Source organism: Niastella koreensis GR20-10, from assembly GCF_000246855.1.
GTDB lineage: Bacteria > Bacteroidota > Bacteroidia > Chitinophagales > Chitinophagaceae > Niastella > Niastella koreensis.
This window is the reverse complement of the sequence record NC_016609.1, coordinates 8,885,297-8,906,011: the sequence shown is the minus strand read 5'-3', so window position 1 is coordinate 8,906,011 and position 20,715 is coordinate 8,885,297. Positions and strand designations below refer to the sequence as shown.

At 46.0% G+C, this 20,715-nt stretch carries 14 protein-coding genes; 1 reads left to right on the top strand and 13 read right to left on the bottom strand.

All coding sequences use genetic code 11. From position 1 onward, the window contains the following. Positions 1–92: 92 nt before the first annotated feature. The 4 genes from NIAKO_RS35785 to NIAKO_RS35770 form a co-directional block, all read right to left on the bottom strand. Positions 93–1,529 carry an alpha-L-fucosidase gene (locus tag NIAKO_RS35785; RefSeq protein WP_014223401.1) on the bottom strand — a complete coding sequence of 479 codons (1,437 nt, stop codon included), beginning with the start codon at positions 1,527–1,529 and terminating at the stop codon, positions 93–95. A 138-nt stretch (positions 1,530–1,667) separates the two neighbouring features. After that, complete coding sequence (locus tag NIAKO_RS35780; RefSeq protein WP_014223400.1) at positions 1,668–3,281, bottom strand: SusD/RagB family nutrient-binding outer membrane lipoprotein; 1,614 nt, start codon at positions 3,279–3,281, stop codon at positions 1,668–1,670. Positions 3,282–3,289: 8 nt separating this feature from the next. Continuing rightward, positions 3,290–6,808: a SusC/RagA family TonB-linked outer membrane protein gene (locus tag NIAKO_RS35775; protein WP_165761223.1), complete on the bottom strand. Its 3,519-nt coding sequence runs from the start codon at positions 6,806–6,808 to the stop codon at positions 3,290–3,292. Between the two features lie 210 nt (positions 6,809–7,018). Next, positions 7,019–8,044: a FecR family protein gene (locus NIAKO_RS35770; protein WP_014223398.1), complete on the bottom strand. Its 1,026-nt coding sequence runs from the start codon at positions 8,042–8,044 to the stop codon at positions 7,019–7,021. 148 nt (positions 8,045–8,192) lie between these two features. Between NIAKO_RS35770 and NIAKO_RS35765 the strand changes: the two genes are divergently transcribed. Then, the gene (locus NIAKO_RS35765; protein WP_014223397.1) at positions 8,193–8,753 is read left to right on the top strand and encodes an RNA polymerase sigma factor; all 561 of its coding nucleotides are present in this window, start codon (positions 8,193–8,195) and stop codon (positions 8,751–8,753) included. Here the strand turns inward: NIAKO_RS35765 and NIAKO_RS35760 are convergent, their stop codons facing one another. From NIAKO_RS35760 to NIAKO_RS35720, 9 genes are all read right to left on the bottom strand, one after another. Beyond that, positions 8,754–9,158 (bottom strand): hypothetical protein, encoded by a 405-nt coding sequence (locus tag NIAKO_RS35760; protein WP_014223396.1) that lies wholly within the window; start codon positions 9,156–9,158, stop codon positions 8,754–8,756. Between the two features lie 33 nt (positions 9,159–9,191). After that, positions 9,192–10,280 carry a glycosyltransferase gene (locus tag NIAKO_RS35755; protein WP_014223395.1) on the bottom strand — a complete coding sequence of 363 codons (1,089 nt, stop codon included), beginning with the start codon at positions 10,278–10,280 and terminating at the stop codon, positions 9,192–9,194. A 439-nt stretch (positions 10,281–10,719) separates the two neighbouring features. Then, complete coding sequence (locus NIAKO_RS35750; RefSeq protein WP_014223394.1) at positions 10,720–11,793, bottom strand: dipeptidase; 1,074 nt, start codon at positions 11,791–11,793, stop codon at positions 10,720–10,722. 177 nt (positions 11,794–11,970) lie between these two features. Continuing rightward, entirely contained in the window at positions 11,971–13,002 is a 1,032-nt protein-coding gene (locus NIAKO_RS35745) for a sugar kinase (protein WP_041347680.1), read from the bottom strand. A gap of 207 nt (positions 13,003–13,209) precedes the next feature. Next, the gene (locus tag NIAKO_RS35740) at positions 13,210–13,671 is read right to left on the bottom strand and encodes a RidA family protein (protein ID WP_014223392.1); all 462 of its coding nucleotides are present in this window, start codon (positions 13,669–13,671) and stop codon (positions 13,210–13,212) included. 23 nt (positions 13,672–13,694) lie between these two features. Next, positions 13,695–15,011 (bottom strand): gluconate:H+ symporter, encoded by a 1,317-nt coding sequence (locus NIAKO_RS35735; RefSeq protein ID WP_014223391.1) that lies wholly within the window; start codon positions 15,009–15,011, stop codon positions 13,695–13,697. Between the two features lie 16 nt (positions 15,012–15,027). After that, positions 15,028–17,325, bottom strand: a complete 2,298-nt coding sequence (locus NIAKO_RS35730; RefSeq protein WP_014223390.1) for a family 20 glycosylhydrolase — start codon at positions 17,323–17,325, stop codon at positions 15,028–15,030. 1 nt (position 17,326) lies between these two features. After that, positions 17,327–18,964 carry an alpha-L-fucosidase gene (locus NIAKO_RS35725; protein ID WP_041349975.1) on the bottom strand — a complete coding sequence of 546 codons (1,638 nt, stop codon included), beginning with the start codon at positions 18,962–18,964 and terminating at the stop codon, positions 17,327–17,329. Positions 18,965–19,171: 207 nt separating this feature from the next. Then, positions 19,172–20,701 (bottom strand): SusD/RagB family nutrient-binding outer membrane lipoprotein, encoded by a 1,530-nt coding sequence (locus NIAKO_RS35720; RefSeq protein WP_014223388.1) that lies wholly within the window; start codon positions 20,699–20,701, stop codon positions 19,172–19,174. Between the last annotated feature and the right edge of the window lie 14 nt (positions 20,702–20,715).

The window sequence follows — 20,715 nt, the reverse complement described above, 5'->3', positions numbered from 1 at the left end:
TTGCTCCTGATTATATATTAATGTAATTATGTCGCGTTTCGACTTCGCTCAACGCGCTGGCCTGCCCCTTCGACTCCGCTCAGGGTCTTATACTAGTCAGCTGCCACGATAAACTCGAATGCCAAAGCTGGATTGCCTTTTGCTTTTTGTACAGCAGGCGGCACCGAGATGATCACCTTCTCATCTTTCACTGTATATTTAACCGGTGCGCCGGTTGACAGTAATTTTATTTTGGAACCTTTTGCCGGTACATTGATCGTCCATTCAATGGTAGCAGGTACGGGCGCATTTTCATCGAGCAACGCCAATGCATACACCGATTTGGTATGGTTCGACTGCACGAAATACACGTTACCGCTTTGATAGCCCTGTATGGGACGGGTATTATAAATAGCCTCGCCATTTACCTTCAGCCAACTGCCGATCTCCGCCAGACGCTGCACTACCGGTTCGGGTAATGTGCCTTGCGGGTTGGGCCCAACTCCCAATAACAGGCTGCCGCCTTTGGCCACCACTTCAATTAACTGATGTATGACTTTGGCTGAGGATTTTAATTGATCATTGGGCACATACCCCCAGGCATTGCCCAGCGTAATGCAGCTTTCCCAGGGATGATCGAGTTGTTTATCGGGCACCCGTTGTTCGGGCGTTTGGTAATTTTCATAAGGCCCATGCACGGTTCTGTCAACGATCAACAAACCCGGTTGCGCCTGGCGGGCCATTTTAGCAATGGCAGGCATATCAATATCCTGGCTCCAGGCCGGAATGGCAGCGCCCCAGCCTCTTACTTCTTCGGTTACTGATTCCAATGGACGTACCCAGCCTCCATCGAGCCACAGAATGTCCATGGAACCGTAGTCGTGCATCAACTCGCTGATCTGGTTATACGTATATTGTTTAAACTGGTTCCAGCGACCAGGATGTTTACGAATATCATAATTGTTATTGCGATCGGGAGTGGCATACATCGGCCACCAATAGTAAGGGCAATGCCAGTCGGGTTTTGAAAAATACGCCCCGATCATCAATCCTTTCTGCCGAAAAGCATCAAACACATACTTGGCTACGTTGGCCTTGGGATTGCTGGCAAACGGTCCGTTGCTGATCTTAAAATCCGTTTGCTTTGTATCGAACATACAAAAGCCATCGTGGTGTTTGGTTGTGAACACCAGGTACCGCATGCCCGCATCCTTTGCAGCCTGCGCCCATTGGTCGGGATTGAATTGTGTGGGATTGAAATCTTTCTTCAAACCCCAGTACCATTTTTTAAATTCTCCATAGTCGCTGTTGGTATCCCGGCTAATCCAGTCTTCCGAACACAAAGCCCATGACTCAATCATACCGGGCACTGCATACAAGCCCCAGTGGATGATCATACCAAACTTCTGGTCGCGCCAATGTTCCAGCTTTTCTTTTACCGCCGGATCTGTAGGCCATTCATAGGTTGTTGACTGCGGATGCACGCCCTGCTCCTGTGCCTGTGTGGCTATTGTCAGCAAGGCAAAAAAAGAAAGGATAAGTGACCGCATACTCAACCGTTTTGTAGTTAACGTACTGATGAACATAATGGGGGGGTGCTTGGTTAAAAAAATGGCAGCGCTCAAATCTAAGTACTGATATCAGATTTTCAACGATAGTTACCGGATTTTAAAAAGTTCCCCGGACAATTATTTTACGTCCCAGAATATTTTACCGGTACGAACATCCTTGTCCCTCACGGATGCATAGTTTGTATTATATGAAGTTTCGCTGGCAGGATAGATCAGCCGGGATGGCGGTGTTTCGTATCCTGGTAATGTAGACGGATAAAATTGTAATACGGGTTGCTTCGTGCGGCGATATTCTGCCCAACCCTGTACGGATTGCAAAAATCCGAAATGCAGCCATTTCTGAATCCAGATCTTCGTCAGCTTTTCGCTGGTAGTACCTGCATATTTCATTTGATCGCCCTCTAAAAAAGCGTCAATTTCAGTTGATGCAGGTGGCGTCAATGGCATGCGGGTAACGGTGTTCAGGCTGTTCAGGTAATAGTAAAAGGCAATGGATTGCCGAACGGCGGTTTCATAAGCGGCCTTTGCATCGCCCCCACCCCATCGTTCCCAGGCTTCTGCTTTTAAAAAATTCACTTCGGAGGCAGTGATCACAATGCCTGGCAATTTACTGTTGAATAAAAAAGTGGCGGAATCCAGGATAGCATAGCGGCCTATATTCACCTGTTGCGTTTCGGCATTGTCATTCACCGGCATGGCCCGGTAACCGGTATTGCGAATAAACTGATCGCCATCCGAACGGCCATACCTATCGAATAACACCGGTATACGCGGATCGCTGCAGGGGTTCATCACCGAGTTCAACATATAATCCGGCGCCATATAATTGAATACCTCTGTTAGGGCATTGTGCAGGTCATCTACATAATTAGTGAGCGGTTGTAACAATATATCGGTTTGCGGCGGCGCATAATTCATAGCGCCATCAACCAGTGGATATACCGCAGGATTATTGATTATGTTCAGCGCTTCGGTCTTTGCCTTTTCTTCATTTACAAAAGAGATGCGCATCAACAAACGCAACCGGATAGAATTGGCATACTGCTGCCATTTGTCAAACTGTCCGTTTAATAATATATCCTGTTTAGCAAACAAGGTTTGGGTAGCGGGTGAAAGCTGCCGGGCACTGGAAAAATACAGCGCCGCATTTTTCAAGCCATCCAGCATGGCATCGTAGATACTGGCCGCATTGTCGAACTTTGGTGGGGCCACGCTACCGGTAGTATTTACATTGCCTGCTTCTGAAAAAGGAATATCGCCCCACATGTCAACAATTTGTGAAGCCTGGTCGTACATAACCACTTTGGCGGCCATGTAAAACACCAGGGCATTGGCCTTTTGGTCGTTATCGTTCATGGCCGCATACAACGATTCTATTAACCGGTAATGCGCCATAATGCCGCCATCGCCCCCATCAATTGAATTACCCGGCCGGTAAAAATCATTCCACCGGTCCTGGGTATAACCGGCATTCTGTTGATAGGAGGTGGTATAATTCAAATAGCCCAATGACTGTGTATAAATGCCGGTGTGCATGGCAATAAACGTACGCACATTCCAGTAGGAAGGCCGCACCCGGTTGTTATTCAGCATTTCGGTAAAAAACTTCTCTATGGAGGGCTTTACTGTTTGATCGGGATCATTATACAACTCAGCCAGCTTTTTGCCGCAACTACCTATAGTCACTGCAAACAACAACAAAGAGATAATATATTTTACCGTTCTGGTCATTACTTCATTTAAAAATCAAGGTTTACCGAAAAGCCCATGCTCCGGGTTGCGGCCATTGAGCCCTCATCCACACTTTGCCTGATCCAGTTGGACCCAATGGTTGCTTCTGGATCGATGTTCTTTAACGTCCGGTAGAAATAGAACAGGTTTCTACCGATCAGTGAAATGCGGATATTATTAAAATGCATTTTTCCTGTTAATTTGGACGGTAGTGAATAACCGATCACCAGTTCCCGTAATTTTACATAACTGTTATCTACCACAGCACTTTCATTTACCGAGGAAGCCCCCCAGATAAACGTGTTCATATAATAATAGGCGGCATCTACGATTTGGGTATTCTCCTGTCCCGTTACGGTTACGCCCGGCAGAATAACGCCATCGTGATACACCCTGCCTGCATTGGACACTTTTGAGTTATGGCTGGGTAACAATATTTTTTGTCCACTGGGGTCGATATAATAGGGTAACCCGCCATGTTCTTCATCGCGGTACTGCAACGTGCTTTTATACATGCCGGCTCCAGTATTATATTTCAATGGCGGTGATACCAGTTTGCCACCAAAGCGATAGTCAACAGCGCAATCGAGCGAAAAATGTTTCCAGCTCAAATTGTTAAACCAACCGCCGGTTAGCTTTGGCATTACATTGCCCACCTTCTCATACCGGTTGTTATCGATGGTATACAACCCATTGGAGCCGATTATGTAATTGCCATTGTTATCTTTTAACCTTGGATAAACATAGATATTCCCAATTGTTTCATGTTCTTCAGCTACTATTCTAAGCCCATTTTGTTCGGCTTCATAAAATGTAATATTATTAACGTCCGTTGCCAGTTTGCTCACTTTTGACCGGGATTTCGCCACCGTTACCTGGGTTGTCCATTTAAATTTACGGGCAAGAAATGGCGTTGCCTGAATTCTTGCCTCTATTCCATTGCTTTGCAGTTCGCCGGCATTAACCAGTTTGGTCATAGCGCCTGAACTGGCAGGCACACTCAGTTGTACGATCTGGTTTACCGTACGACTGTTGTACCAGGTAAAATCAAAACCCAGCCGGTTCCTGAACAACATAGTTTCCAATCCCATCTCCAGCTCGTATTTATTCTCGGGCCTGATGTTGTTGTTGCCCGCATTCATTTGCGAATTCAGGGCAGCTACCGTTCCCTGTGCAGTAGCCAGGTTCTGCTGGGTGTAGGTTACCGGCGAAGTATACGGCGGCGGCGCATTCCCTACCACGCCAATAGAAGAACGCAGTTTGCCGAAGGAGACCCAGGCAGGCAGGTTCAACACTTCATTAAAAATAAATGCCGTATTCAGTGATGGATAAAAATAACTGTTGTGACCTGGCGGTAATGTAGAAGAATATTCCTTGCGGGCCGTTCCTTCAAAATACAAATAGTTTTTGTACGAAAGGTTAAAATAACCCAGGAAGGCATATTTAAGAATGGCGCTTCTGTCGGAGCCCGTTTTAAGCGCATGGTAGGAATTTTCCAGGCTAAACCAGTTCTCTTCCAGCAAGCCATCGGTGGTCTCCGATGACTGATCGATGTAGTTTTCTTTGCGCGACTGATAACCACCGGTCAGTGAGAGGCTCCATTTGTGGGGTAGTTTTTTCGACCAGGTAAGCAACGCATCGCCATACAGGATGGAGTACCTGCCATTGGCAATTTTATAACCCCCGGTACTTGACGCAGCCGTATTGAAAGCGGAGGGATATTCACTGTACAGCTTTGATTCTGTTTTCAGACTGGTAAAATCATTGCCAAACCGGGCCCTGAACTTCAGCTCTTTGTTCAGCTCATAATTGAGGGTTACACTATTCAGCAAACGGTCCTCATATTCATCTTCACTATTCCTTAATTGCATCCACAAAAAATCAAGCATTTCGCTTTTTACATTATAGCGCAATGCTTCAGCGGGATTCCGTTGTGGCTGGTTGAAGGGCACCCATTTGTAGCCTTCACTGGTTTTGTATTTGTTAAACACCACCGACATATCTTCTGCCCTGCTGAAAAGACCCGCATAAGCTGCAATGATCCTGGTTAACTGGTAAGGCCGGTTATGCACCTTGCTGCCTAAATAGTTGGCGATTACATCTATATTCAGTTTATCGGTGATCTTGAAATTAGTATTGAGGTGTACAGTATTGCGTTGCAGATCGCCCCCCTGTTGAATGCCTTTATAATCGTTGCGGGTGTATGATAACCGGTAAGAAAATTTATCGGTGGCATTAGACATCGAAGTATTGAGGATAGAATTAAACCCGAGACGATACAATTGTTTATAATTCTTTTCGTGTGCCACATAAGGCCGCATTTGCCCATCCCACCAGGGAACCAGGCTGCCATCGAATTTGGGACCAAATTGCGCATAGGCAGTAAAGTTGGGGCGCATGGCATCATTGATGCCATCGCCATCGGTATCAACCGGTATCCAGCCGTCTTCGGTAGCACCTTCAGAAAGATTGGTGGCCCTGTCGGAACCGGGCCCATACTCATTCTGGTATTTTGGCAAAAAAGCTGCTTCCTCTAAAGTGTTGGTATAATTTACAGCAACGCCTAACCGCTTTTTGGCCGTTCCCTTTTTGGTAGTGATAACCACAACACCCGCAGCAGCTTCAGATCCATATAAGGCGGTTGCACTGGCGCCTTTTAAAATAGACAGGTTATCGATATCGGCAATATTAATGTCCAGGATTCCATTGCCCCGAATGCGGGGATCGGCCCAGTAGCCGCCGTTGTTGATGCCGGTAATGCCTTTTTCGTTGGTATTACGAATGATGATGCCATCCACTACATACAATGGCTGCGCGTTAAAATTAAGGGAGTTCACACCACGGATCTGTACCTGCACGGCACTGGTGGCACCACCGGGCGCCGTTTTGATCATCACCCCCGGTGAACGGCCGTATAAGGCAGAAGCAAAATTGGTGTTACCGGCTGCAGAAAGATTCTCTGCCGTTACCGTGCTTAACGAATACCCCAGCGACCGGGAATATTTATTTACGCCAAGAGCAGTTACCACCACTTCATTCATCAGATTTTCCAATAGCGACATTTGCACATTGAGATTGATAATGGGGCTGGAATTACTCAACTGAATTTCCTTCTTTTCATACCCCACACTTGATAACTGCAACACCTGCCCCTTTGCGCCTGTTATATTAAATTCCCCTTCCCCATTGGTAGTAGTACCAATGCTGGTGCCTTTTATCGAAATGCTCACATTGGCCAATGGTTTTCCTCCATCATTGGTAATACGGCCTTTTACCAACTGAGCTTTCTTTTCAGCACTATTTTTTGACTCTTCTGTAATGGGTGGGCTTTGAGTTGTTGTATTTTCAGGAGCGGCGATAATGACAAAGGTTTTATCGTTTACCTTTTTAAAATTCAACCCGGTAAACTGCAGCAGGTCAACCAGTATTTGTTCAACCGGCAGGTTCTTATCCACAACCGGTTTTACCAGTATATCGCCAAATGATTTTTCGGAGAAGAGGAAGAAAATGCCTTTCGATTGATTCAATTGCTTCAGAATGGAAAAAAGAGGCTGCCTGGCAATAGATGTGTCTGTTGCCGGAGTTGATACGCCTGCATGTAAAGACTGCCGGGGAGGCCTTTTTCGATTGAATGATACTGCATCCTGCGCAAAGACACAGTTGACAAGCAACAATGAAACTATGAAAAAACATCCCCGAAAAAATCTTTCAGAGCCTTTTTTCCTCATACGCAGATCTTAAAAAAATAAACCTGCCTGGTTCTGGTTCTTTTTATTTTTCCTAATCAGAATTTCTTTCCCTTTTTTCTCTACATCATACCCTGAGTAAGCCAACAGTTGCACTACTTCTTCCAGGTTGTCGTTGGGTATAATGCCAGAGAGAGAATCAGTTGCCGCGGCATTATAAGCCAGGTTAACTTTAATTCCATACAGATCCGCTACCAGTTCAGCGACCTCTTTCATAGGAGTTTTCTCAAAAATAAATTTATGTTCTGTCCAGGCCAGCACGGGCGCGTTGTTAACGCCCTTCTTTTGAATTCCGGTAGTATTGAACTCAACAAATTCGCCCGGCTTCATTTGTACTTCCTGATCTTTACCCTGTACCGTAACGCTTCCTTCTGTTAGCAGTACATTGTTCTTGCTGTTCCGGTTAATAACATTGAATTGAGTTCCTGTTACCACCACATCAAAATGGCCGGTATGGACAATGAATCGTGTTTTCTGAGCTGTTTTTTTAACATGGAAAAAGGCTTCACCGTTTACCCATACTTCTCTATCTGCCCCTTCTTTCCATTTGCGGTAGTTGAGAGTGGTATTGGCGTTTAACATAACCTGGGATCCATCGGGTAAAACTTCCTGCCGGGTTTCCCCGTAGGCTGTTTGCATAACAAGTTTACCAGTAGTGCGGATATATTGCCAAATACCTGCTGAAGTTAAGAAAATTATTGCAGCTGCGGCCCACCATTTTGTGCGGCGCGAAAGCATGGAAACAACCGGTGTTGCGGGCTGAGGATCATTAGCCAGGTTGATAGCTTTTGCTAATCTTTCCCGGGCGATATTTAGCCGTTGGGCATCAACCGGTTCTTCTTTAATGGTGATACGTTGGAGTAATTGAACTGCCTCATCAACCAACTTTTTTTGCATAGGATCATTGGCAATACGGAGGTTCCAGTTGTCTACAGCTTGCTGATCGGTTTTAAAATACCACGCCAAAAAGCTATCATCACTTATAAGGTCTTCAACAGAATTGATCGGTGTATCCATATAGTAGGTTTCTCTTCTAATTTTAGTACGGCAAAATCATTTTTTGTAACCATATTTTTGCCCCTTTTTGCGACTTTCATCTAAAACATATCCTAAATTCACATCTGTTTCCGTTTCATACTCAAAAAACTAGCGGTAGCTTAACAAATTGATTTCCAACCAGCCTGATATAGTATTATGGGAGGCCTACCAACAAGGCGATCACCATTCTTTTGACCTGTTGTTCCGGCGGTATTATGAACCGCTGGTTCAATATGGCAGTAAGCTCACCGGCAACAACGATATCCTGGAGGATTGCATCCAGGAGTTATTTACAGAATTATGGCAGAACAAGAGCCAGACCCAGGTACAATCGGTAAAAGCCTATTTGTTTAAATCGCTTAAATACAAGTTATACCGCGCCTATCAACGCAAAACAGCCAGTCCTTTTAACGAAAATTACAGCGATGTGTTGTTTGAATTAAGCCACGAAACCCTGCTGGTTGGGCGGGAGCAGGATGCAGAAAAAACCGCGCGGGTATTACAGGCGCTTGGCCGGTTATCGCACCGGCAGAAAGAAATTATTTACCTGAAGTTTTACCAGGAGCTGAGTTATGAAGAAGTGAGTGAGATCATGAACATTAATTACCAGGCGGCCCGCAACCTGTTGTATCAATCCATTAAATCATTAAAGAAACTGCTCACCACGCTGGCTCTGCTGCTCTTCTAATCATTTCTTTTTTGTTAACTTATCTTTCAGCACACCCCAAATACTTCTGCGTTCATAGGTGCGCTTATACCACTCGATATCATTCTGAAAATGCTCAATGTCGTTCAATAATTTATTGATCAGTTGCCGGTGCCCTTCTGTATGTTGCGCACACTGGTTTAGTTGTTCTTTCAAACCTGCTATTACCACCGCTTTCTGATCAATCTCTTTATTCAGCGCTTCCATTTCAAACCGCTGTTCTTCTATTACCTGTTGTTTATAGTCATTTTCCTGCAGCAGGTGCCGGGTGATCTGCTCCAGTTTTTCATTGATCTGTTTATATGCCGGATCGGCTATGGCATGCCCGTTAGTTCCATTCTTTGCGCTTTCGTTCCTTTCTTTCAGTCCGTTTACAGAGATATCCATAGTTTTTTATTTAAACTGATTATACTTTATTATTTAAACACGCTGATACAAATTCCGGTACCCCAAACAAGTGGTGTCTACATTAAACTCTTTATGGCAAAGCCAGCCCGAATACTCGCCCATAACCCGTAACATTGCCGGATTATTGTAGTATTGAAAGATCTTTACGATGGCTTCCTGCGCAATGGAAAACAGGTCCCCGTTCAAGCCCTTTTTCACAATATCCCGGTTACCGATGCAATTCTTTAACAACACCGTTTTACGGAGTGACAACGCTTCGAGAACGGAAAAAGACAGTCCTTCGTATTGGGAAGTGGATAAATATAAATGAGCGCTGTTGATAAGCGCCAACGCATCCGATTGCGGTAACCAACCGGTTATGGTAATATTGGGCGCCGTAAGCAGGTGACGGTCTTCCCCATCGCCCACCCAGATAAATTCAAACTGCTCAAAATCCCTGAAATGAGCTGCAATGGCGTTAAATAATATGGGGTTCTTTTGCTGCACAATGCGCGCACAGGTAACAATACGGAATTTACCGCTTACCGACGGCGCTTCTTCCGGAATGTAATGGCTGGTATCAACGGCTATGCCATTGTTAATATTCAGCGCTTTAATGCCCAGTTTTCGATAGGCATCCTGTTCAGATTGGGAACTGCAAACGACTTTTCCGCCAAATGAGGAACCCAGTTTTTCAAAGAGTTTATAAAACAGGTTAACTGCATTTATATTACTTAACAAAAACGGTGCGCCATTGGGCGTATAGATCACGTTGGTTATGTTCATAAGCCTGCAGGCAAGCCGGCCCAGGAAACCACTTTTGGAAGAATGCAGGTGAACAGCATCCACCATTTTCTGGGCTTTCAGTTTCTGCAACAGCCTGCAAAGCTCAACCAACGCTACTGTATCTTTTACCACGCTTATACTACGTTGTGCCGATCGCCACCTGATAAACTGCACATTGTCATCCGGAAAATATTTTATGACCTCCTTTGAACGCATCACATATTCCCGCTCACCATGAATCACGATATGGTAATCATCCCGGAGGTTTTGCACAATCGACTGAACAAACGCTGCTATACCAGAAGCAAAAGGTTCTACTACATGTACGATCTTCATAACAAGTTCTATATAAATAAATTTCTGTATAGTATAATTTGCCTATGGTTGTATCAAGTCATTTATAGTACGGCTGCTTATTACACAACCGTTGGGTTATTAAAATGTTATTAAAGCGCCTTCATGTATTGAGCTAACTAAAATATCTACTACAGACCAGGGGTGAAAGGTTGGACGGAAGGGTATCGATGTTGCCTGCAATGACCGTAGCAATGACAGTCATGCTGCTATAAGCCATTTTTGTGCCTATTGTTCATAAAACATTCCTTAAAAGCGAAGCCAGTGGAGAAATTGTAAGTAAGACTCTTATAATTAAGCGGTTATTATTTATCCCAAAAAACGTATTTACCGTTAAAAACAACGCTGCCAGCCCACCGTTTTGGGGCTGGCATACTTCTTATTTAAAAAATTACCCGGATTGTTAAACAACCTTTAAACATTAATTGCTCCATGCTTTTCGCAGGAAGCGCAGCCAGTTGCCGTGCATAATGGCTTCAATATCTGCGGGTGCATATCCACGTTTGGTTAACAAAACAGGGATCTTCTGCAGATCGGCAATGGTTTCCAGGTCATAGGGAGATTGTTCCTTGCCAAAGGCCCCATCGAGATCGGTACCAATACCCACATGCCGGGTATTGCCTGCCAGCTGGCAGATATGATCCAGGTGATCGAGCATTTTGTCGAGGTTGCAATGCATGCCTTCGGGCGTCGATTGCTGCCGTACCCAGCCAGGCACCATCATCCAGGCATCGAGCGCCCCGCCGATTACAACATCTCTTTCTATCAATGCCTTTATCATGTCATCACTGAACTGACGGTTGTGATTAACCAACACCCTGCAATTGTTATGGCTGGCCCATACCGGTCCTTTAAAAATGCTGAGGGCATCCCAAAAGGCGTCATCGCACAAATGCGTGGCATCGAGGATCATGTTTAACCGGTCCATTTCTTTTATAAGTTCCCTGCCCATGGCATTCAATCCGCCGATAGCATCGGTACCATTGGCATAACGGCCGGGGCCATAATGGGCCGGACCAACAGCCCGCAATCCATAGGCATGGGCTATTTCCAGGTGCTTAAGTGTAACTATAGAATCGGCTCCTTCCAGGCTCAGGATATAGCCGATGGGTTTCTTATCATTGGGTTCGCCATTCAGCCACAACGCCAGATGACTTTCCAGATCAGTCTTGTTTTTTATCATCACCATTTCACCGTCGGCTTCCATGGCTTTGTACCAGGCCAGCTGCGCCTGGGTTTGCGACCATGCCTGTTCGGGCGAATGCCAGCCAGGCAGCCAACTACCCGGCTCTATATAGCGGGCAATTTGCGTAGCTACCACCAACCCTATATTTCCCTTACGTAATTCAGGCAGCGCTACGGTGCCTTTAGCTCTGTCAGGTTTATCTGTCAATCCCATTTCCCTTTTGCGAATGTCCATAACTGATTGCCGCAGATCGCGGTTCCATTCCATGGCATTCATACTTAAATCCAGGTGTGCGTCTATAATAAACATGCTTTAAATTTGTTGTTGCAGGCCTCCCCGCCCCCTCCGGTGAAGGGGGAGGAATACTGCCTTGCGACTATTTTTCTTTTTACCTATTTCAGACTCATTACCACCATTGTTGCCGCGTCGTGGCAACTCTGCCCTCTGCCGTTTTCACCACTGCCTACTGCCCACTGCCTACTGCCTTTATCTAATTATTCTTCCAGATGATCCGGTTTGCATAAATTGCTCAACCTCCATTTTAGAAATTACTGCCCAATCGCCATGAATGCTTTGTTTCAGGGCGCCGCAGGCGGTGGCAAATTCAACGATGGCCTGTGGTTCATACCCATTCATCAATCCGTATAACATCCCGGCGGTGAAGGCATCACCTGTACCAATCTGGTCAGTGATATAGGGCAACTTATAACCGGTAGAAAAATAATACTGCCCGTTGTGCATCAAAGCGCTTGAATAAATATGTACTGGACCATCGGTTTTGCGAAAGCTCATGCCCAGGGTTTTCATGTTGGGCAATCGTTGCTGCAAGGCGCCGCTGCATTGTTTGAACCGTTCTTCCAATGAGGCATTGGCATCGGTATTGATGCCGTAATATACAGCAGCTGAATCCAGGTCAGCCACTACTATGTCGCTCGGTTGCAATAAGGCGGGCATAATGTCGGCCGCTTTCTTACCGTATTTCCATAAAGTACTACGATAATTGAAATCGGCTGAAATGATAACGCCCTGCTGTTTTGCCACAGCCAGCGCTTCGGCGCATACATCGGCTGCGCTTTGTGAAACCGCCGGAGCCACGCCCGACCAATGAAAATATTGAGAATCGTTTAATGATTGCTTCCAATCGATCATGCCGGGTTGCAGTTCTGCATAAGAGGAACCGGCCCGGTCGTAGATCACCCGTGTGGGGCGGATATGATTACCCGGCTCCGTAAAATAAAGGCCCAGCTTTTCACCACCATATACTATATGGCCGGTAGCTATGCCATGACTTTGCAATTGCTGAATGCCAGCCAGTGCAATGTCATTTTGCGGAACACGGGTAACATACCTGGTTGTAACACCCAGGCGTGACAACAACACACAGGCATTGGCTTCTGCCCCTGCATAGTATGCTTTGTACTCCTGGGTCTGTAAAAAACGTTGCGATCCGGCGCTGTGCAACCGCAGCATAAATTCACCAAATGCGGTCAACTGAACAGGACTGGGGGTAATCATCATTCATTACATTTACAACAAGTATAACCCAATTTCGGCAGAAAACAGCTACAAGCTTCAAGCTATAAGCTGCAAACAAATACAGGCAAAAAACTGAAAGGTAAAAGCTGAAAGCAAATACAGTTCCGGTTTTGGCTCTGGCCTTTATCAACTATATCAACCCTATCAACGCTATCAACTTGCATTTTCCTGGTTAACTGGTCAACTCCCCTACACCAACTCAAACATCGCCTCGATCTCCACCGGAATATTATCGGGTAAAGAACCAAATCCTACGGCGCTGCGAACGCCAATGCCATTCTCTTCGCCCCATACCGCAGCAAACAATTCACTGCAGCCGTTGATGATATAAGGATGCCGCTCAAAATCAGCTGTGCAATTCACCATACCCAGCACTTTGATCACGCGCTTTATTTTATCGAGACTGCCAACATGTGTGCAGATCGTTGCCAACATAGTAAGCCCTACCTGCTGGGCTGCCAGCTTACCCTCCTCTACATTCAGCTCGCTTCCTATACGGCCAATAATGAGGGTTTTATCTTCCTTCACAGGCCCGTGGCCGGATAAATACAGATATTTACCATCGATGAGATAAGGTTTGTACACACCCAATGGTGTGGGAGCAGGAGGTAATTTTAATCCCAGTGCTTTGAATCTTTCTTCTGCGTTCATTTGTTCAATGTTTGATATTTATTTTAACCGATAGTATAACTCAGGATCATTACACCAACCAATCCGGTTACAGCCACAATTGTTTCCATTACCGACCAGGTTTTTAAGGTGTCTTTTATGCTCAAATTGAAATATTCTTTAAAAAGCCAGAACCCCGCATCATTTACGTGCGAGAACAATAAGCTGCCGGCGCCTACCGATAACACCATCAGGTTGGCATTTACCGATGTTTTAGCCAGCAAAGGCGCAATGATACCGGCTGTTGTTAACCCCGCCACCGTAGCCGAGCCCACACAAATGCGAATGATGCCGGCCATACACCAGGCCAGCACCAATGGATGAACGGGCCAGGTTTCCAATGCTGCCGCAATTTCTTTGCTTACCCCACTCTCCGTTAATACCTGTTTCAACGCTCCTGAACCGGCAATGATCAACAGGATCATCCCCACATCTTTCACTGCTTCGCCATAGATGGCCATTACCGATTTCATAGACCTGCCGCAGCCGGTGCCTAACGTAAAAGCGGCTACTAAAACAGATACCAGCATGATAAGCCCGGGTTCACTGACCAGGGTTAGTACTCCCTTTGCTGATTGGTTGTTGCTTAAGAGGTAATTCAGCACCGTAGTAGCCGTAAGCAGAAATACCGGCAACAAAGAAGTGATAAAACTATTGGCGCTTCCGGGCAATTGGGTTTTATCAATGGCCTGTGGCCTGAATAATTCCAATGGTTCCGACTTTATATTCTTCACCACTCTTGAAAACAATGGACCGGCAATAATGATAGCCGGAATGGCAATGAGCAATCCGTATAACAAAGTAATACCCATGCTGGCCCCGAATTGTTGTACCAACGCGGTAGGTGATGGATGCGGGGGCAGAAAACCATGCGTTACAGACAATGCCGCCAACATGGGCAAACCAATATATACCGCTGGTAATTTATACTGGTATACAACTGAAAAGATCAGCGGCACCATCAACACAAATCCTACTCCATAGAACAATGGAATGCCTATAATAAACCCGGTGATCATTAATGCCCATTGCAGATACCGGGCGCCAAACGCACCCATCAGTACCGTTGCAATTTTTTGTGCTGCGCCGCTTTCTGCTACCAGTTTGCCCAGCATGGCGCCCAAACAAATAATGCTTACCAGGGAACCTAATGTATCGCCCATACCCTGCTGCACTGCCGACATAATTTTTTCCGGCGGCAGTTTCAATAACAATCCTGCCAACAGGGAGATGATCAAAAACGCCAGAAACGCATTCAGCTTTCCCCACGTAATCAGCAGGATCAGTATAACAATGCAAAGCAATACGATTAGTATGGACATTTCTTTCTATTAGTTTTTATTCAACCACAATTTCATCGATCAGCAGCAGGGCATTACCACCCGCGCCGTATTCGCCCGCAGGGATGGTGCCTTTGTTGGTGCCGATCACTTTTATGTATTGCGCCTGTACCGGTGTTACCGGCACATCCAGTCTGTTAATGCCATTAACAGGAAATGAATCCTGCCGGTAGAGTTCTGAATAATGTGCGCCATCTTTCGATGCCAGCAACTGCAGGGTAACCGGCGCCCACATTCGTTGCCAGTGATAATTCAGTACTTCCAATGACAGGTGTTGTACTGTTTGCTCCTTACCCAGATCTATAACGGCCTGCAGATCATTGCCACTAAAACCCAGCCATTGATTATCGTTATACCGGTTGCTGCCAAACAATCCATTTACGAGGGTTGTATTACCGGGGTTGAACCGGTCCATGGGTTTATTCTGCAAAGTTACGGCAGCGCCTACCGCTTTATGTATCCGAAATGCCTGTTGAAACAAACGCCCCGCAGGTTGATGTTTTTTATTAAAGAGCAATGCTTTTACTGTACAAGTATTTTTAATTTCTACTGCACTGGTATATAATGCACTTTGCGAAGTAGGCCCGGTATTGTCAGTCGTAAACCTGATCTCGCCGCCAGGATAAGAGCTTTGCAAATTTATTTGCAAAACATTGTTTTGCAGGGGCGCCGAGGTATAAGTGATGTCATCGAAATGCGCATCATAATTAATTTTCTCTTGTTTTAACAAGCGCGCTTCGCCGCGCAACCGGTTCAGGAAATTATCATAATTGCGCTGTTTGGTTGGGGTCCATGCCAGTTCTGCCAGCGCCATTGCCCGGGGAAAGATCATATAGGCAGCCTGCTTTTCACTGGTATAATACTCGCTCCAGGCCTGTCCTTCCACGCCTGCCAGATAATCTGAGGTGGCGTTGTCTGTATTTCCGGCCAGCGGTTCGTATCCATATACTTTTTGCAATGGAGTAAAGCCGCCTGCAGCCAGCGGTTCTTCGTTGTATAATGATTGGTAATAATCGAAATAGCAATTTGTTTCGGGTGTCATAATTACCCGGTGATGCTGTGCAATGGCAGCTTTTCCGCCTTCTTCGCCGCGCCAGCTCATAACCGTGGCATTGGGCGCCAGGCCACCTTCCAAAATCTCGTCCCAGCCAATGATGTGCCGGCCCTTACTGTTCACATATTGTTCCATTCGCTGAATGAAATAACTCTGCAACGCATGTTCGTCTGCCAGGCGCAGCGCTCGTTTTCGCTGCTGGCATTTTGCACAAACCCGCCATCTTGTTTTTGGGCATTCATCACCGCCAATATGGATATAGGCCGATGGGAAAAGCGCCATCACTTCATCCAGCACATTTTGCAAAAACACAAAGGTGCTATCGTTGCCCGCGCAATACACATCATCAAACACCCCCCAATAAGTAGCGGTTGTATAGGGTCCGCCTGTGCAACCCAATGCGGGATAGGCTGCCAGTGCAGCAGATGCATGGCCCGGCATTTCAATTTCAGGAATGATGGTTATTTGCCGGTCTGCCGCATATTGCACCACCTCTTTTATTTGTTGCTGCGTATAATAACCGCCATAACGTTTGCCATCGAAGCGATGCGGTAATTCTTTTTTATGGCCGATCAACGTTTCATTACGCCACGCGGCTACCGACTGCAATTTTGGATATTGCTTTATTTCAATCCGCCAGCCCTGGTCGTCGGTAAGGTGCCAGTGAAAAGTATTGAACTTATACAATGCCAGCAGATCGATGTATTTTTTGATAAATGAAACCGGGAACAAATGCCGGCTTACATCCAGCGCCATTCCTCTATAAGCAAAACGTGGATGGTCATCGATGGTATAACCGGGTACTTTTATACTATTACCGCCGCCACTCCATAATTGCCGCAGGGTTTGCAACCCATGCAGCACGCCACCGGCGTCATGTCCAATACAACGGATGGCTTTTTTATCAATATGAAGCAAATACCCTTCTTTATAGGGAACAGCGGTAGAGTCGATGGTCAGGGAAATAAAGTCACTGCCAGCCGCAACAGCAGTTTTCGACAATGATTTACCGCCATAACCAATTACGTAGCCATTTAGTAATCCGGCGATTTTGTTTAGGGAAGCCTGACCTGCTACGATTCTGGTGGCAGGTGTAATATAGAAGGCATCAGCCGTTGGGGTTATTGTTACTGGTAAAGGGATCAGGGCTGGCAATGCAGCGCTACCTGCCTGTGCCCATATTGACAATGGCCAGGCAATTAATGCTACTATCATCACCAGGTATGTACGTATGTACTTCATGTCAGGGATGCCATAATTTTTTATCGCCTTCCAATTCTATCCCACTATACTCTGCCACCGCTTTGTATTCATACTGCTGTCCTTTTTGCAAACCATTGATCGTACCGGAAAAATTTCCATCCTTATCAATAGGTGCAGTGGTCGATTTTATCCAGGGGCCTGTGTACAAATCCTCTATCTGTCCGTGATAAGGCCGGTAATAAAACCGCGCCTTCATAGGCGTAGCCGGTTTAAAGTTTAGCACTTTACCCGATAATACCATGGCTGTTGCGGATGAACGGGCGTCTAACGTTACCACCTGTACGGGTTCAATGGCAGGTTGTATATTTTCGATTTTAATAACTGCCGGGTTGGGCCACTTATGATCGTCGTAAATGCGTTGAGTGCGGAATACCGATACCACCAGGCCTGTATCTGTTTGTTTAAACGAGGGGCGCACGTTCTTGCCTGGTTTGTATTCCTGGATTATTCCGTTTTGTCCCAGCACACTGATTATTGTATTCGCCGTTGCTTTTACCGAATGCAGCGTAAAACTTTTTTGCTCCCCTTCTACCCAACCTGGCAAACCGGTAATTATAGCATACAGGGTTTGCTTGTTGGCCGCTGTTGTAAACCAGATATTCTTTTCGCGGCTAATTACCCAGGGGTGCACACTATCCACCGCTTCCCTGTTTATAAAATACCAGGCTGCCATTTCCCGCAATCTGTCTTCCTGATCGGCCACCAGTTCACCATTGGGTTTGGGTCCGGTATTCAATAATAAAGAGCCGCCTTTGCTTCGGGCTTCAATCAGCAATTCGATCAGGTTAGTGCCGGATTTGTATCTTTCATTGGTAGGTTGAAACTGCCAGGCCGTTCCAATAGTAATGCACGACAACCAGGGTTTTTGAATGGTTACGCCCGGCAGCATTTGTTCGGTTGTTTTTAATGCCCCTCTTGTTATCAGGATGTCTGGCTGCAGTTTCCAGCAGGTGGCTTTTACCACTTCCTTAGGTTCACCATCAATAAACAGCAGATCAATTTTTCCATAGTTGGTCATCAGTTCCTCACACTGGGTACGGGTAAATTCATCGAACTCTTTTTTCACCGGCTCATTCATCACCACATTATCCCGGCTTATGAGCATATTATGCGTATGCAGAAAATGAAAATCCTCCGGCGAAAAATAAAACCCTACCTGCAAGCCTGCCTTACGCGTAGCATCCACAAATTCTTTCAACAGGTCTTTATGGTACGGCGTGTTCATAATGTTGAATCCCGTTGATTTCGTATCCCACATGCAAAACCCCGAATGGTGTTTGGTGGTGAACATGATGTATTTCATGCCGGCCAGTTTTGCCAGGGTGGCGATCTCTTCGGGATTGAACCGGGCCGGATTGAAGGTTGCCGGCAGTTCGTTAAAAAACCGGTTTACATAATCATCAGAAGCGCCTACCAGTGAATGACTGATCACGATGCCCAGCTGCGCATCTACACTAAAATGAATAAACAAACCACCTGGTGCATTGCGCAACCATTCCTCACGTTCCGGTTTATTAAGGTTGTACTCACTTGCTTCTCCATCTTTCACCACATCATGTTGCGCCCAGGCCATTATATATTGTACAGTACAGATTAAAACAACGATCAATCTTTTCATGCAACGCTTTTCTTTTTTGATCTTAGTAAAGAAGGGCATAGACATGCCCTCCTTTGTTACACTTAAAACCTACTTGTAAATTGTACGAGAACTTTTTTGCCGGCAAACGGGAAACGGCAAACGGCAAACATGATTCGCGAACTTTGAGATTAATAATTACCTCGCATCGCCGGAAAATTGTCTGCCGTCTGCCTTCTGCCGTCTGCCTTATTTATCCCACCATATTTGGGTTAACAGATCGTTTGCGCCCTGCCGGCTTACGGCTGCTGCATAGGCATCGGCATTAAGCGTTTGCTCGTTTTGCGGATACAACATTCTTCTAAAGAATTTACCACCGGTTGCATTGCCCGCATAGTTGTTAGGCACCAGCGCGGGGTACCCGGTACGGCGAAAACTGGCAAACACTTCCTGCGCATCAGGGAAAATACTCACCCAGAATTGTGTATAGATCTGTTTCATCTGATCATCCAGTGTACCGCCGGTATTGAGCGGATTAGCCGCTACATAATTGGTGATGGCGGCTGGCGCAATAGTACCTGCTGCACCTCCAATAAGGGTCCATTGCCGCATAGCAGCCTGAATACCGTTTTGATACAGGGAGCTGGCTGTGGCGCCACTATACCAGCCTCTCAACGCAGCTTCCGTCATCAGGTAATAAGATTCTGCAGCGGTAAACAACAGGCGCGGTGAACTCAGCAATAAAATTGTTTTAGGATTGGGCTCGGAATAGGTTACAAAATTGGCAGGCTTGGCATTGGCCAAAGTAGCGGGCATGCCTTTTTGTAAACCTACAGACGTATCAGCTACGCCGCCATTCCATACAACCGACAACATGGGCAACCTGGGATCGTTGGTGCTTTTCAAATAAGAAATAAATACATCCTGGTATTTGCCACCCTCTGTATTGGTACTACCATTCTGCGCAATATAATCGCTGTTCCACAGGTTCAATGCCAACGGGTTTTTATTGATATCCTGTCCGGTAGCCAGGTAACTCATCTTCGCAATATCTGCATCATTGATGATCACGCCCCCGGCAATAGCTTTGGTAACCCAGTTCTTCGCGGCATTGGCATCTACCTTTGTCATACGCATACCCAAACGCAGCATTAAAGAGTAGCCGAACTTCTTCCACTTATCGGTTGAGCCATTATAGATCAGGTCAGCAGCGCCGTACGTTCCTTTTGATGCGTCGAAGCTTTGTGTGGCGGCATCCAGTTCTGCCAACATATCGGCGTAAATAGCGCTTTGCGGATCGTACGCTGGTTTGTAGTTGGAAGAGTCATATCCTAACCCGGCCTGAAAGTAGGGAATGTCGCCATACAGGTCGGTCAACCGGCTGTAGCAATATACCCGCCAGATCCGGGCTGTTGCATACAGGTTCACCTGCGACGGATCGTTTTTTACAGCTTTGATCACAATACCCAATTCGTTGATCTCTTTGGGATAGCCATCGTTAAATGCCTGCCATGTTTGTGAGATCTGCGCAGCATTGTACTTGGAACCAAAACCCGCCACATCGTTATAACTGGTGGTATACTGCATGGTGCCCAGCAAAAAGTTCAGCATATTGGCAGTGCCATCATACTCGGCCTTTGTAAACACGTATTGAGGAATAACTTTCTGGGTAGCTTCCGGATTGGTGTTGGTATCCGAAAAATTCTTGTCGCACGATTGCAGTGACACCACACCTACCAACCCCAGCAAACCACCTGCGTATTTTATTATATTTTTCATATTGTTCTTCTGTT